General features: G+C 61.1%; 13 protein-coding genes. 8 read left to right on the top strand and 5 right to left on the bottom strand.

What is annotated here, in order from left to right; translation table 11 throughout:
• The 3 genes from ACRESJ_RS09415 to ACRESJ_RS09405 all read left to right on the top strand — a co-directional run.
• A partial coding sequence (locus ACRESJ_RS09415; protein ID WP_431757668.1) for an MBOAT family O-acyltransferase occupies window positions 1–888 on the top strand: 888 nt, incomplete at its 5' end.
• 11 nt (window positions 889–899) lie between these two features.
• A complete protein-coding gene (locus tag ACRESJ_RS09410) occupies window positions 900–2,075 on the top strand; it encodes an alginate O-acetyltransferase (protein WP_431757667.1) in 1,176 nt (391 codons plus the stop codon).
• Window positions 2,076–2,092: 17 nt separating this feature from the next.
• A complete protein-coding gene (locus tag ACRESJ_RS09405) occupies window positions 2,093–2,749 on the top strand; it encodes an alginate O-acetyltransferase AlgF (RefSeq protein WP_431757666.1) in 657 nt (218 codons plus the stop codon).
• Here ACRESJ_RS09405 and ACRESJ_RS09400 read toward each other — a convergent pair.
• Entirely contained in the window at window positions 2,746–2,880 is a 135-nt protein-coding gene (locus tag ACRESJ_RS09400; RefSeq protein WP_431757665.1) for a hypothetical protein, read from the bottom strand. The two genes, ACRESJ_RS09405 and ACRESJ_RS09400, sit on opposite strands and share 4 nt — an antisense overlap.
• Before the next feature lie 11 nt (window positions 2,881–2,891).
• On the opposite strand from ACRESJ_RS09400, the gene ACRESJ_RS09395 reads away from it, so the two are divergent.
• The 4 genes from ACRESJ_RS09395 to ACRESJ_RS09380 all read left to right on the top strand — a co-directional run bounded on the left by ACRESJ_RS09395 (window position 2,892) and on the right by ACRESJ_RS09380 (window position 6,498).
• On the top strand, window positions 2,892–4,343 hold the full coding sequence (locus tag ACRESJ_RS09395; protein ID WP_431757664.1) for a mannose-1-phosphate guanylyltransferase/mannose-6-phosphate isomerase: 1,452 nt from the start codon (window positions 2,892–2,894) through the stop codon (window positions 4,341–4,343).
• A 292-nt stretch (window positions 4,344–4,635) separates the two neighbouring features.
• Entirely contained in the window at window positions 4,636–5,100 is a 465-nt protein-coding gene (locus ACRESJ_RS09390) for a multidrug transporter (RefSeq protein WP_431757663.1), read from the top strand.
• A gap of 34 nt (window positions 5,101–5,134) precedes the next feature.
• Entirely contained in the window at window positions 5,135–5,959 is an 825-nt protein-coding gene (locus ACRESJ_RS09385; protein WP_431757662.1) for an SDR family oxidoreductase, read from the top strand.
• A gap of 146 nt (window positions 5,960–6,105) precedes the next feature.
• The gene (locus ACRESJ_RS09380) at window positions 6,106–6,498 is read left to right on the top strand and encodes a DUF4440 domain-containing protein (RefSeq protein WP_431757661.1); all 393 of its coding nucleotides are present in this window, start codon (window positions 6,106–6,108) and stop codon (window positions 6,496–6,498) included.
• A gap of 88 nt (window positions 6,499–6,586) precedes the next feature.
• Here ACRESJ_RS09380 and ACRESJ_RS09375 read toward each other — a convergent pair whose 3' ends face one another.
• The 4 genes from ACRESJ_RS09375 to ACRESJ_RS09360 form a co-directional block, all read right to left on the bottom strand.
• Window positions 6,587–7,438, bottom strand: coding sequence for an efflux RND transporter periplasmic adaptor subunit (locus ACRESJ_RS09375; protein ID WP_431757660.1), 852 nt, complete (start codon window positions 7,436–7,438; stop codon window positions 6,587–6,589).
• Between the two features lie 10 nt (window positions 7,439–7,448).
• Window positions 7,449–7,649, bottom strand: coding sequence for a DUF1656 domain-containing protein (locus ACRESJ_RS09370; protein WP_431757659.1), 201 nt, complete (start codon window positions 7,647–7,649; stop codon window positions 7,449–7,451).
• On the bottom strand, window positions 7,639–9,843 hold the full coding sequence (locus ACRESJ_RS09365; RefSeq protein WP_431757658.1) for an FUSC family protein: 2,205 nt from the start codon (window positions 9,841–9,843) through the stop codon (window positions 7,639–7,641). Before ACRESJ_RS09365 ends, ACRESJ_RS09370 begins: the two co-directional genes overlap by 11 nt.
• A 138-nt stretch (window positions 9,844–9,981) precedes the next feature.
• Complete coding sequence (locus ACRESJ_RS09360) at window positions 9,982–11,481, bottom strand: efflux transporter outer membrane subunit (protein WP_431757657.1); 1,500 nt, start codon at window positions 11,479–11,481, stop codon at window positions 9,982–9,984.
• A 265-nt stretch (window positions 11,482–11,746) separates the two neighbouring features.
• Here ACRESJ_RS09360 and ACRESJ_RS09355 point away from each other — a divergent pair, with 265 nt between their 5' ends.
• Window positions 11,747–12,715: a LysR family transcriptional regulator gene (locus tag ACRESJ_RS09355; protein ID WP_431757656.1), complete on the top strand. Its 969-nt coding sequence runs from the start codon at window positions 11,747–11,749 to the stop codon at window positions 12,713–12,715.
• Window positions 12,716–13,308 lie beyond the last annotated feature (593 nt).

The following is a 13,308-nucleotide window of genomic DNA, read 5'->3' as shown; positions in this document are numbered from 1 at the left end:
GATGCCTGGCTCGGCGCACTGGCGTACACCGCGCAGCTGTACTTCGACTTCTCCGGCTACAGCGACATGGCCATCGGCCTGGGCTTGATGATGGGTTTTCGCTTCATGGAAAACTTCAAGCAGCCGTACATCAGCCAGTCGATCACCGAGTTCTGGCGCCGCTGGCACATCAGCCTGTCGACCTGGCTGCGTGACTACCTCTACATCACCCTGGGCGGCAACCGCAAAGGCACACTGATCACCTATCGCAACCTGTTCCTGACCATGCTGCTCGGTGGTCTGTGGCACGGCGCGAACATCACCTACATCGTTTGGGGTGCATGGCACGGCATGTGGCTGGCGATTGAAAAAGCCATCGGCCTCAATACCTCGCCACGCAGTTTCAATCCGATCCGCTGGGCCCTGACTTTCCTGCTGGTGGTGATGGGCTGGGTGATCTTCCGTGCCGAGAACCTGCACGTTGCCGGGCGCATGTACGGCGCGATGTTCAGCTTCGGCGACTGGAACCTGTCGGAACTCAATCAGGCGAGCCTCACCGGTCTGCAAGTGGCGACCCTGATCGTGGCTTACGTGACCCTGGCGTTCTTCGGCCTGCGTGATTTCTACACCAATCAGCCGCCCGCCAAGACCAAGCCTGCGGTGAACGTCGACAGCGACGGCCCGGCCGCTACCGAACCGGGTCTGATCAAAGCTGCGCCTGGGGATAACCCGGCGAGCATTCACCAGCCTGGCTACACCGTTGGCGTCGACGCCCAGGTGCAACCGGCCTACTGGACCGCGGACTGGTCACGCTACGTGATGCGTGCCCTAGTACTGCTGCTGTTCATCGCCTCGATTCTCAAACTCTCGGCGCAAAGCTTCTCGCCGTTCCTTTACTTCCAGTTCTGAGGGATCTGACCATGACCCGCTCATTACGTATCTTCTACATCGCCCTGTTCATGGTGACACTGCTCGCCCTGGGCCTGTGGTCGGTTCGCAGCTTCCTGGGTTTCAGCACCAACGCCGATGCGACCGTGCTCAACGGCCGCTGGACCAAGGCCGTGGAAACCCACTACGACGACGAGTTTCCGATCAAGCGCCTGGGCACCAACCTTTGGGCTGCGCTGGATTTCAAACTGTTCAACGAAGGACGTCCGGGCGTGGTGCTCGGTCGTGACCAGTGGCTGTACAGCGATGAAGAATTCCACCCGACCGTCAACGAAGAGCTGAACCTGCAAGGCAACTACGCGCTGGTCGAAGGCGTGCGCCAGACACTGAAAGCCAAAGGCATTCATCTGGTGATGGCCGTGGTTCCGGCCAAAGTGCGCCTGTACCCGGAACACGTGGGCGAAGTGAAACCGGCGAGCATCCACGCCAACCTCTACCAGGACTTCCACAAGCGCCTGGCTGCTGACCGGATTCCAGCGCCTGACCTGCTCGGCCCGCTGCAAAAGGCCAAGCAGGACGGCAAGCAGGTGTTCCTGCGCACCGACACTCACTGGACCCCGGAAGGCGCCGAAATCGCTGCCAACCGTTTGGCCAAAACCATCGCCGACAAATACCCGCTCAGCGGCGAGCCGCAGCATTTCGTCACCGAGCCTGCGGAGAAAGTCACCCACAAAGGCGACTTGCGTCTGTTCCTGCCACTGGACCCGCTGTTCGAAAACCTGATGCCGGCACAGGAACCGCTGCAAAAGCGCAACACCGTGGCAGCCGAAGATCAGCCATCGGGTGACGACGCCCTGTTCGCCAACACCGAAGTACCGGTGGCCCTGATCGGTACCAGCTACAGCGCCAACCCCAACTGGAACTTCGTCGGCGCGCTGAAACAAGCGTTGAACAGCGACGTGGTCAGTTACGCCGAAGACGGCCACGGCCCGATTCTGCCAATGCTCAGCTACCTGAAAAGCGATGCTTTCAAGAACAGCCCGCCCCAGGTGCTGATCTGGGAGTTTCCTGAACGTTATCTGCCTGTGAACAACGAAATCGGCGACGCCGACCCGCAGTGGGTCGCAGAGCTTAAACAAGCCGGCGCCCGCCAACAAAACGTAGCCGTAAACACTAAATCCGAGACGCCCGATCGGGCGCAAAACTGAAAGAGAGAGGTACTACCATGACTTTCAAGACTACTCCTCGTCGTCTCGCCAAGACCTTTGCACTGGTTGCTGGTATGAGTGTGCTTTCGATGCAGGCCTTCGCTGGCGGCGACGCGGCGCTGTATGGCCCGACCGCACCGAAAGGCTCGACCTTCGTGCGCATCTACAACGCCAGCAACGCCGAAGTCAGCGCCACCGTGGGCAGCACCAACCTGAGCGACGTCGCACCGCTGTCGAGCAGCGACTTCAGCTTCATGCCGGGCGGCGACTACAGCGCCAAGGTCGGTAGCCAGAGCCTGCCGGTGAAACTGGCCGGTGATCACTATTACACCCTGGTCAACAACGCCAGCGGCGCACCGCAACTGATCGAAGAACCGCCGTTCAAGAACAAGCAGAAATCCCTGGTACGCGTGCAGAACCTCAGCGACAAGGCGCTGACCCTGAAAACCGCCGACGGCAAGACCGACGTGGTGCCGAACGTCGCTGCCAAAGGCCGTGGCGAACGTGAAATCAACCCGGTGAAAGTCAGCCTGGCGCTATACGATGGCGCAACGAAAGTCGGCGACGTAAAACCGGTCGCCCTGGAACGCGGTGAAGCGGCGGTGCTGTACGTCACCGGCAGTGGCAGCAGCCTGTCGCCGGTATGGGTGAAACGCCCGGTCTCTACCCGCTAATTAATTTTTCCAAAGGCTAGCCCTTTGTAGGAGCTGCCGCAGGCTGCGATCTTTTGATCTTCAGGGATCTCAAGGTCGCCAAGGATCAAAAGATCGCAGCCTTCGGCAGCTCCTACACCTAAAGATTTCAAGGAGTAACACCATGATTCCAGTCATCCTGTCCGGTGGTAGCGGTTCACGTCTCTGGCCGCTTTCCCGTAAGCAGTTCCCGAAACAGTTCCTGGCGCTGACCGGCGAACACACGCTGTTCCAGCAAACCCTGGAGCGCCTGGTATTCGAAGGCATGGACACCCCGATCGTGGTCTGCAACAAGGACCACCGCTTCATCGTCAACGAACAGCTGGCCGCCCGCAAACTGGAAACCCAGCGCATCCTGATGGAACCGTTCGGCCGCAACACCGCGCCGGCCGTGGCGCTGACCGCGATGATGCTGGTCAATGAAGGTCGCGACGAACTGATGCTGGTGCTGCCGGCCGACCACGTACTGGAAGACCAGAAAGCCCTGCAACGCGCCCTGGCCCTGGCCACTGTCGCTGCCGAAAACGGCGAAATGGTGCTGTTCGGCGTACCGGCCACCAAACCGGAAACCGGCTACGGCTACATCAAGTCGACCAACGATTCGCTGCTGCCCGAAGGCGTCAGCCGTGTGTCGCACTTCGTTGAAAAACCGGACGTCAAACGCGCCACCGAATATGTCCAGTCCGGTGGCTACTTCTGGAACAGCGGCATGTTCCTGTTCCGCGCCAGCCGCTTCCTCGAAGAGCTGAAAAAGCACGATTCGGACATCTACGACAACTGCCTGCTTACCCTTGAGCGCAGCGAGCAAGACCTGGACACCATCAGCTTCGACGAAGCCACCTTCGCCTGCTGCCCGGACAACTCCATCGACTACTCGGTGATGGAAAAAACCCAGCGCGCCTGCGTCGTTCCGTTGACCGCCGGCTGGAGCGATGTCGGCTGCTGGTCGTCGCTGTGGGAAGTCAATGAAAAGGACGCCAACGGCAACGTCACCAAGGGTGACGTGGTGGTTCAGGACAGCCGCAATTGCATGATCCACGGCAACGGCAAACTGGTGTCGGTGATCGGCCTGGAAAACATCGTCGTGGTGGAAACCAAGGACGCCATGATGATCGCCCACAAGGACAAGGTCCAAGGCGTGAAACAGATGGTCAACACCCTCAACGCACAGGGCCGCAGCGAAACCCAGAACCACTGCGAGGTTTACCGTCCGTGGGGCTCCTACGACTCGGTGGACATGGGCGGGCGCTTCCAGGTCAAGCACATCTCGGTCAAGCCGGGCGCATGCCTGTCGCTGCAGATGCACCACCACCGCGCCGAGCACTGGATCGTGGTCAGCGGCACCGCCGAGGTGACCTGCGATGAAAACGTGTTCCTGCTGACCGAGAACCAGTCGACCTACATCCCGATTGCGTCGGTCCACCGCCTGCGCAACCCGGGCAAGATCCCGCTGGAGATCATCGAAGTGCAATCGGGCAGCTACCTGGGTGAGGACGATATCGAGCGGTATGACGATATCTATGGTCGCTCGACTCCGATTGAGCGTGGTGTGTCGGTGAAGACGATCGCGCAGTAAGCTTCTGTAAGCCTTGAGCCCCTGTCCAACCTGCTGCGTTCCCTATCCGCGGTGGGTTGGTCGGGGGCTTTTTTTGGCTTCAGTTTTTGTGTGACCCGTTATGGCCTCATCGCGGGCAAGCCCGCTCCCACAGGGTTTTGCTGTGTAGCATAGATTGCACTCACTGCGGAGATCCTTGTGGGAGCGGGCTTGCCCGCGATGAGGCCATTACATCCACCACAAAAACCTCCCCCATCGCCACCTCACCGCCGCTTAGGTAGGATGCTCTCCTCTACCCCCGAGGTTTCGCGTCATGTTCATCGGCGTCCTGCTGGTCAGCACCTGGATCATCCTGCTGCTGCGCTATCCAGCCAAAGCCTTGCCAGTCTCCATGGCCGCTGCCTTGGGTCTGGGCATCGTCGCTACGTGGGTCGTCTGGATGGACCATCGCGAACTCAAGCAATTGCAGCGCCTTGAGCTGCGTATCAGCTACGCGCCGCAACACTGCCCGGCAGATCGACCGCTGCAACTGACCATGAAGAACGGCAACGACGTACCCTTGACCGAGCTGCGCTGGCGAGTCGCTGCCTACGCGCCGGGTGACACGGTCAACCTCGCCGACAACCAATACACAGCACCACGCTACCGCGGCCCCGGCGAATTACAGGCCGGCGATAGCTGGGAAGACTGCTTGCCTCTGCCGCCACTGCGTCCCGGTTACCGCCCGGAAACCCTGGAGTTTCGTGCCGAGCGCCTGCAGGGTAGTTTTTCCGACTGAGTTCTCCCCCACTTTTTTGCACAAGGAATGCGCCATGCCCGTTGCGTTGATTACCGGTTGTTCCAGCGGCATCGGCCGTGCCCTGGCCGATGCGTTCAAGGTGGCCGGCTATAAAGTCTGGGCCACCGCCCGCAAGCCTGAAGACGTGGCGATGCTGGCCGCCGCGGGGTTCACCGCCGTGCAACTGGACGTCAACGACGGTCCGGCGCTTGAGCAGTTGAGCGAAAGGATCAACCAGCAGTATGGCGGCCTTGATGTTCTGATCAACAACGCCGGCTACGGCGCCATGGGGCCGTTGCTCGATGGTGGCGTACCGGCGATGCAGCGCCAGTTCGAAACCAATGTATTCGCCATCGTTGGCGTGACCCGCGCCCTGTTTCCGGTATTGCGTCGGGCCAAAGGTATTGTGGTCAACGTCGGCAGTGTGTCCGGGATACTGGTTACGCCGTTCGCGGGTGCCTACTGTGCGTCCAAGGCTGCCGTGCATGCCTTGAGCGATGCCCTGCGCATGGAACTGGCGCCGTTTGGCGTGCGGGTCATGGAAGTACAGCCCGGCGCCATTGCGTCCAGTTTCGCCAGCAATGCCGGCCACGAAGCCGAGCAACTGATCAGCGAACAATCGCCATGGTTCGAGCTGCGTGAAGGCATTCGCGCACGGGCCAGGGCCTCCCAGGACAAACCGACGCCGGCCAGCGAATTCGCTGTAGGGCTGCTCAAGGCCGTGCAGCAAAGCAAGCCGCCGCGGTTGATTCGTCTGGGTAATGGCAGCCGGGCGTTGCCGTTGTTGGCAGCGTTACTGCCCAAGGGATTGCTTGAGTTGGCATTGATGAAGCGGTTCGGGTTGCGTGGGCAGCTCTGAGACCGAGTCGACCCTTTCGCGGGCAAGCCTCGCTCCCACAAGGTTCCTCCGTGTTGCAGAGATAGTATTCACACCAAAGATCCCTGTGGGAGCGGGCTTGCCCGCGAAGGCGTCAGAACAGCCACCACAAAATTTCAGGAACCGACATGACCGACTACACCGAATACTTCAATGAAGTCATCCAGGCCCACGTCGCCATCGAACATTGGCTGGCCGAGGAGCAAGACCCGTCGGAACTGGAACACCTGCTGACCCGCTTCTCGCCACAGTTTTCCATGGTCTCGCCCTTGGGCCGGGTGCTGGATTTTGCCGCGCTGAACCAGCTGTTCACGCTCGCCGGCGGCAAGAAGCTCGGGTTTCGCATCGAGCTCAGCGAGTTGGCAGGCGTTGCGCTGTACGACAGCGGTGCGGTGGTTAGTTATCGCGAGCAGCAAACTGATGCGACCGGGCTGCATTCGGATCGTCGCTCGACAGTTGTGTTCGAGAAGGTCGAGGGCAGGATTCTTTGGCGACACCTGCATGAGACGTTTTGTAACTGAATACCGCCAAAAGATCGCAGCCTGCGGCAGCTCCTACAGGGGAGCGCATTCCAATGTAGGAGCTGCCGCAGGCTGCGATCTTTTGACCTTAAGGTTTCACCACCACCGTACACGTAATCCCCGCCGCCAACAGCACACCCTCCGGCACTTCATCGATGTGAATCCGTACCGGCACACGTTGCGCCAGGCGCACCCAGTTGAACGTCGGGTTCACATCGGCGATCAGCTCACGGCTTTCCGGGTTGTCGCGGTCGTAGATGCCCCGTGAAATGCTTTCCACGTGACCCTTGAGCACTTCGCCGCTCATCAGCTGCATGTCGGCTTTGTCGCCAACACGCACCTGGGGCAGCTTGGTTTCTTCGAAGAAGCCATAGACCCAGAACGAGTTCATGTCGACCACGGCCATTTTCGCCTCGCCAATGCGTGCGTAGTCACCGCGATGCACATTGAGGTTGGTCACATAACCGTCCACCGCCGCACGCACTTCGGTGCGTTTGAGGTTGAGTTCGGCAGCTTCAAGTTGCGCCTGTGCGTGTTGGTAATCGGCCAGGGCCGAGTCGGCGATGTTGCTGGCGTCGTCGCGGTTTTCTTTGGAGATCACCAGGTTGTCCAGATCGGCGCGGCGATGGGCGTTGACCTTGCGCATCTCCCACGTGGCTTTGCGCGACGCCACCAGCGACTGCGCTTGCTTGACCGCCAGGCGGTAGTGCTCCGGATCGATCTGCATCAACAGATCACCCTTCTTCACCAATTGGTTGTCACGCACCGGCACGTTCACCACTTCACCGGTGACGTCGGCGGCGACGTTGATGATGTCGGCGCGTACCCGACCGTCGCGGGTCCACGGGGTTTGCATGTAATGCACCCACAGGGTACGACCGATCCATATCGCAAGGGCCAGTACCAGCAGGGTCGCGAGCAGACTGAAAAACTTTTTCATCAAGGCATTCTCAGTGATAGACAGTCAGCGCCATCGCGCCGAACAGACAAATAAACAGACTCAGGCGCAGCAGCGCCGGGTGCCAGAAGAAGCGGTACAGGTCGAACCCGGACAGGAACCGGTCCAGCGCCCAGGCCAGCGCCGCCGCCAGCAAAAACATCAGGGTCATGGTCGGCATGTACACGCCGTGGAAGGCGATTTCACGAGGCATGTTGAAGTCCTTGGGGCTTGGCTGGGGCGACGGCACGGGTGTAGCCGGCCAATGGCGATTGCGGGTCCAGCAGCGAGGTGCGGATGAAGTGCAGGTAACTCTTCACCCGTCGCAACGCCGACGTGTCGAAATGCGGGGCGAACGGTTCGTCAGTGGCTTGCACGCGGCTGATAGCGTGGTCGACCGCAATCAGTGCGCGTTCCAGATTGCTCTGGCCTGGTTGCAGGAACAGTCGCACCAGCGCGCGCCCCATCACCCGGATCGACTGTCGCCACGGCTGGGATTCGGCATAGGCCGGATGCACCGGCAGCATCGCTTGTTCCTTGCGCAACTCGATGATCGCGTGCCCGACCTCCAACACCACGAACATCCAGCGCAGCAGGTTGCGTTGCACCTGAGGCTGACCCGCCGCGAAACCGTAGGCCTGGTGCACCAGGTCGCGGGTGCGGCTTTCGAAGCGCGACGCCAGGCCCTTGAGCTTGCCGCTGATGGCGTACACCACCTGGCCACGAAGATCTTGCTCCAGTCGGCGCCACAACCAGCGGCTGTTGGGCGGCAGAATGATTGCCCCCGCTGCCGCGCACACCAACATGCCGATCACCATGGCGATGTAGTCGTTGATGAAGGCGTAGGGGTTGTAGATCGTCAGGTTGTCCGGCACCGAACCGATGCTGAAGAAAATCAACAATCCCACCCCGACCCCGGCGTATTGCGGCCGCGATGCGAGGAACGCGCCGAGCACGAACACCGGCGCGAGCATCACGCACAACAAAGGGAAACCATCGATCCACGGGAAGATGAAGAACATCTCGGCAAAACCGATCAGCGCCCCGAGAAAGGTGCCGCAAGCCATCTGGAAAGCCATGCGTTTGGGGTTCGGTGTGGCGGCGGAAAGGCCCACGGTAGCGGCGGCCACCAGGGTCATGGTCGCCCCGCTCGGCCACGCGGTGGCCACCCAATAGCTGCCCAGCACCAGCAGAATGAACGAGGCGCGAATCCCCGAGGCGGCAGCTGCCAGCCAGTTGGTTTGCGGGGTGAAGGGTTCGTCCCACTGCTCGCGTTCATGACTGTGATCGGCCAGGGAGGCGTGGGTCTGTGCATAACTGTGTAAGTCGTCGACGAAGCGATAGAGCAATTCGTAGGCGGTGTGGAAATCCAGCAGCTCGGCGTCGCTCGGCTGGCTCGCCAGGAACGTCGCGCGCAGGCTGCGTACCCGCGCCGGCAAGCCTTCCTTGTAGACGGTCAATGCCGTGACCAGCCGCGCCGCATCGGCGCTGGTCAGGGCGCGGCCACTGAAACCGTCGAGCACCTCGGCCAGGTCTTGAAGGCCCGGTTTGATGGCGGCTGCCGCTTGTTCGCTGCAACTGCCACGCAGGCGTTCGAGCAACTGATGCAAGGCATTGAAGCGGGTGCTGATGCCCATGAACTCACTGTTCAGGCGACTCAGTCGTCCATTGCGCCGACGCATGTGCGGGTCTTCGAACACGGTGACGCTGCGCAGCCCTTCCAGGCCCACCGCCTCGGCGATGAAACGCACGTTGCCGGCCTCGAACGCCTCGCGCTGACTGCGGCCACGCAAGCCATCGGTGACGAACAGAGCGAACACACCAAAGCGCTGGTACAAGGCATTGCGCATGGCGGCGCTGGCCGATTGCGGCAGGATCGCGGCACTGACCAGCGTCGAGCAGAGGATCCCCAGGGAAATCTCCAGGACCCGCCAGACCGCTGCCATGAACGCGCCTTCCGGATGAGCCAAGGCAGGCAATCCGACCATGGCTGCGGTGTAACCAGCCAGCACAAAACCGTAGGCGCGAAAGTTGCGCGAACGCGCCGCGCCGGCGGTGCAGATACCGACCCAGATCGCTAGCGCGCCGAGAAACAGTTCAGTGTTCTGCGCAAACAAGGCAATCAGCGCCACCATCACCGCCGACCCGGCCAGGGTGCCGAGGAAGCGATAGAAACTCTTGGCGAACACCTGACCGCTTTGTGGCTGCATGACGATGAACACGGTGATCATCGCCGTGCGCGGCTGCGGCAACTCCAGGCGCATGGCCAGCCACAGCGTCAGGAACGCCGCGATCAGCACCTTGAAGATATACACCCAGGTCACGCCGTCACTGCGTGCCCAGTCGAAGAAACCCCGACGCCATTCGAGGGAGTAGAGCCAGCGCAGAGGTGCGGGCAAGGGAGTCATTAAATCCTGCTCAATGAAATTCAGACACGGTTTGGAACCGTGGGAGCCAGCTTGCTGGCGATAGCGGAGTATCAGTCGACATCAATGTTGGACGTGCCGCCCTCATCGCCAGCAGGCTGGCTCCCACAGGTATTGCATTCACCTCAGCAGAACCGGGGTTTTCGGTGGCTGGACTTGTTCGGCGTTCGGCACATCGTTCCCCGCCCCCAATCCACCACCCAACGCCGTCACCAGCTCCGCATGAGCACTCAACCGCGCCGCCTGCACTTGCTGCTGCACTTGCTGTTGTTTGAACAGCAACGTCTGGGCATTGAGCACGTTGAGGTAATCGGTGAGGCCGCGCTGGTAAGCGATCATCGCGATGTCGTAGGTCTTCTGGGCGGTGCTCACCGACTCGGCGGCAAAGGCTTGCTGCTTGTCCATGGACTCGCGGCGGATCAACTGATCGGAAATATTCTTCAGCGCGTTGACCAGGGTCTGGTTGTAATGCGCCACAGCGATGTCATACCCGGCCGACGCTTCGCCCAACTCCGCACGCAAACGCCCACCGTCGAAGATAGGCAAGGAAATCGCCGGGCCGACGCTGTAGTTGAGTTTCTTGCCTGTCAGGAATTCCAGTGCACCGCCGCCAGTAGCCATGTACCCGAGGCTGCCGACCAGATCGACGTTCGGGTAAAAACCGGCATGCGCCACATCAATGCCCCGCGCCTGCGCCGCCACTTGCCAGCGACTGGCAACCACGTCCGGACGTTGGCCGAGTAATTGCGCGGGCAACGACGACGGCAGTTTCAGTGCCGCGCCCAAGGACAGCGTCGGTCGCTGCAATTGCGCGCCCTCCCCAGGCCCCTTGCCTGCCAGTGCGGCCAGTTGATTGCGGCTGAGGGCGATTTCTTCGTCCAGCGCATCAATCTGGCGATGGGTTTCCGGGAGCGGTGTTTCAGCCTGGCTGACTTCGAAATGGGTACCGATGCCCCCGTTCAGGCGCTTTTGCGCCAGATCGAGGATTTGCTGTTGCTGATGCAGGGTCGCCTCGACAATGTCCCGCTGCGCGTAATGCAGCGAAAGCTCGATGTAGACGCGCACCATGTTGTTCTGCAATTCGAGCTGAGCCTGACGCGCTTCGGCGACCGACACGTGAGCCATGTCCACTGCTCGCTCGGTGTTGTTGCTTTCGCGCCCCCAAAGGTCGAGGGCGTAGCTGAAACCCAGCGCGGCGTTGTTGTCCCAGGTCGTGCTGTTGGCCAGATCGCCCGGCCCGTAGAACTGATCGGTGGGCCAGTTGTGGCGCTTGAGGGTGGACTCGCCGTTGATCTGCAGCGACTCGGCGGCTTCGGCAACGCCGGCCATGGATTTCGCCTGACGCACTCGGGCGGTGGCCATGGCCATGGTCGGACTGCCTTGTACCGCGAGGTCGATCCAGCGGTTCAATTGCGGATCACCATAGGCCTGCCACCATTGCGCGGTCGGCCAATGCGCATCCTGGGCGGCGCTCTGGATGGCTTCGTCAGTGACCAATGAATTGGCCTCCAGCGCCTTGCCCTGCGGGGCAATACCTCCGGTTCCGATGCAGCCGCCGATTGCCAGGGTTAAAGCCAAAACACTGAGCGGCCTAAGCGCTCTGCTGATGCGACGCGGCACTGCTGAAAATTCCTGAGGGTAATAGATGGCCCGTGTAGGAGCTGCCGCAGGCTGCGATCTTTTGATCTTGCTTCGGAAAAAAATCAAAAGATCGCAGCCTTCGGCAGCTCCTACAGAGATGGCCGAAATTCTATGGGGAGGCGTTGCAGGCGATAAGCTGGGATTCCTGTGAATCTTTGTTACCGTTAACGAGATAATCCCTAAGTCGGGGTCTCAGACTCTGAAACTTCGTGTCACAATTTGCCATCGAACCCGAGAGCACCCCATGGACACATTGCAAAACATGCGCGCCTTCAGTTACGTGGCCGAGGCCGGCAGTTTCACCGCCGCCGCCGTGCAACTGGACACCACCACGGCCAACGTCTCGCGCGCGGTCTCCAACCTGGAAGCCCACCTGCAAACCCGTCTGCTCAACCGAACGACCCGACGCATCGCCCTGACCGAAGCCGGCAAGCGCTACCTGCTGCGCTGCGAGCAGATCCTGGCCTACGTCGAAGAAGCCGAAGCCGAGGCCAGCGACGCCCACGCGCGCCCCGCCGGACAGCTCAAGGTGCACACCATGACCGGCATCGGTCAGCACTTCGTGATCGACGCCATCGCCGGCTATCGCAAGACCCACCCGGACGTCACCTTCGACCTGACCCTGGCCAACCGCGTGCCGGACCTGCTCGACGAGGGCTACGACGTGTCCATCGTGCTCGCCAGCGAACTGCCGGACTCGGGCTTTGTTTCCCAGCGCCTGGGCATCACCTACAGCATCGTTTGCGCATCGCCCGCCTACGTCAAAGCCAACGGTTGCGCACAAAAACCCAGCGACCTGCTCAACCACGCCTGCCTGCGCCTGGTAAGCCCGGTCATCCCCCTGGAAAAATGGGCCTTCGACGGCCCCGATGGCCAGGAAATGGTCACCATCAACAGCTCACCGTTCCTGGTGAACTCAGCCGACGCCATGAAAACCGCGATCTCCAGCGGCATGGGCGTCGGCGTGCTACCGCTGTACGCCGCCATCGACGGCCTGCGCAACGGCTCGCTGGTACGGATGATGCCCAAGTACCGCTCCCAGGAACTGAACCTGTACGCCATCTACCCTTCGCGGCAATACCTGGATGCGAAGATCAAGACCTGGGTGGAATACCTGCGCGGATCGCTGCCGGAACTGTTATCGGCGCATCAGGCGGAATTGGCGGCTTATGAATTGAGCGGGAGCATGGGCGGGGTTCGGCTGGCGAATTGAACCTTCGGGATCTCGCAATACCCGTGTAGGAGCTGCCGCAGGCTGCGATCTTTTGATCTTGCTTTAGAAAATCAAAAGATCGCAGCCTACGGCAGCTCCTACATTTGGATTGGGGACAGGCTCAATAGACAGGTCGGCTGTCAGGCCGCCTTCGCTGGCAAGCCAGCTCCCACAGGGGACCGAGTACATTCACCGAATCAGGTCGGCTGTCAGGCCGCCTTCGCTGGCAAGCCAGCTCCCACAGGGGCCGTGTACATTCGCCGAATCAGGTCGGCTGTCAGGCCGCCATCGCTGGCAGGCCAGCTCCCACAGAAAAGCAAATCCAGAGCGGCGCACACCATGCTCTTCACCACTCAACAGGCCGAGTGTCAGCTCGCCTGCAGCTTTTGATCTTGATCCACCCGCCCCTTCGGGAGGCTGAGTGGAGGCGTTCATCCGGGGATTGGCGCGCAGCGCCGTTCGACGCAGTCGAACTCATCGCATGTAGGTGCCAGCGAAGCCAACCGGAGGGCGATGCCCCCGGATGAATGCCGGAGCGAAGGAACCCCGAGCCTTGGCGAGGGGCCGTACGTTCGGGGCGAGACTTTTTGGTT

Source organism: Pseudomonas sp. (assembly GCF_050739655.1).
Taxonomy (GTDB): domain Bacteria; phylum Pseudomonadota; class Gammaproteobacteria; order Pseudomonadales; family Pseudomonadaceae; genus Aquipseudomonas.
The sequence above is the reverse complement of the archived record's forward strand: the minus strand, read 5'-3'. Positions and strand labels throughout refer to the sequence as shown.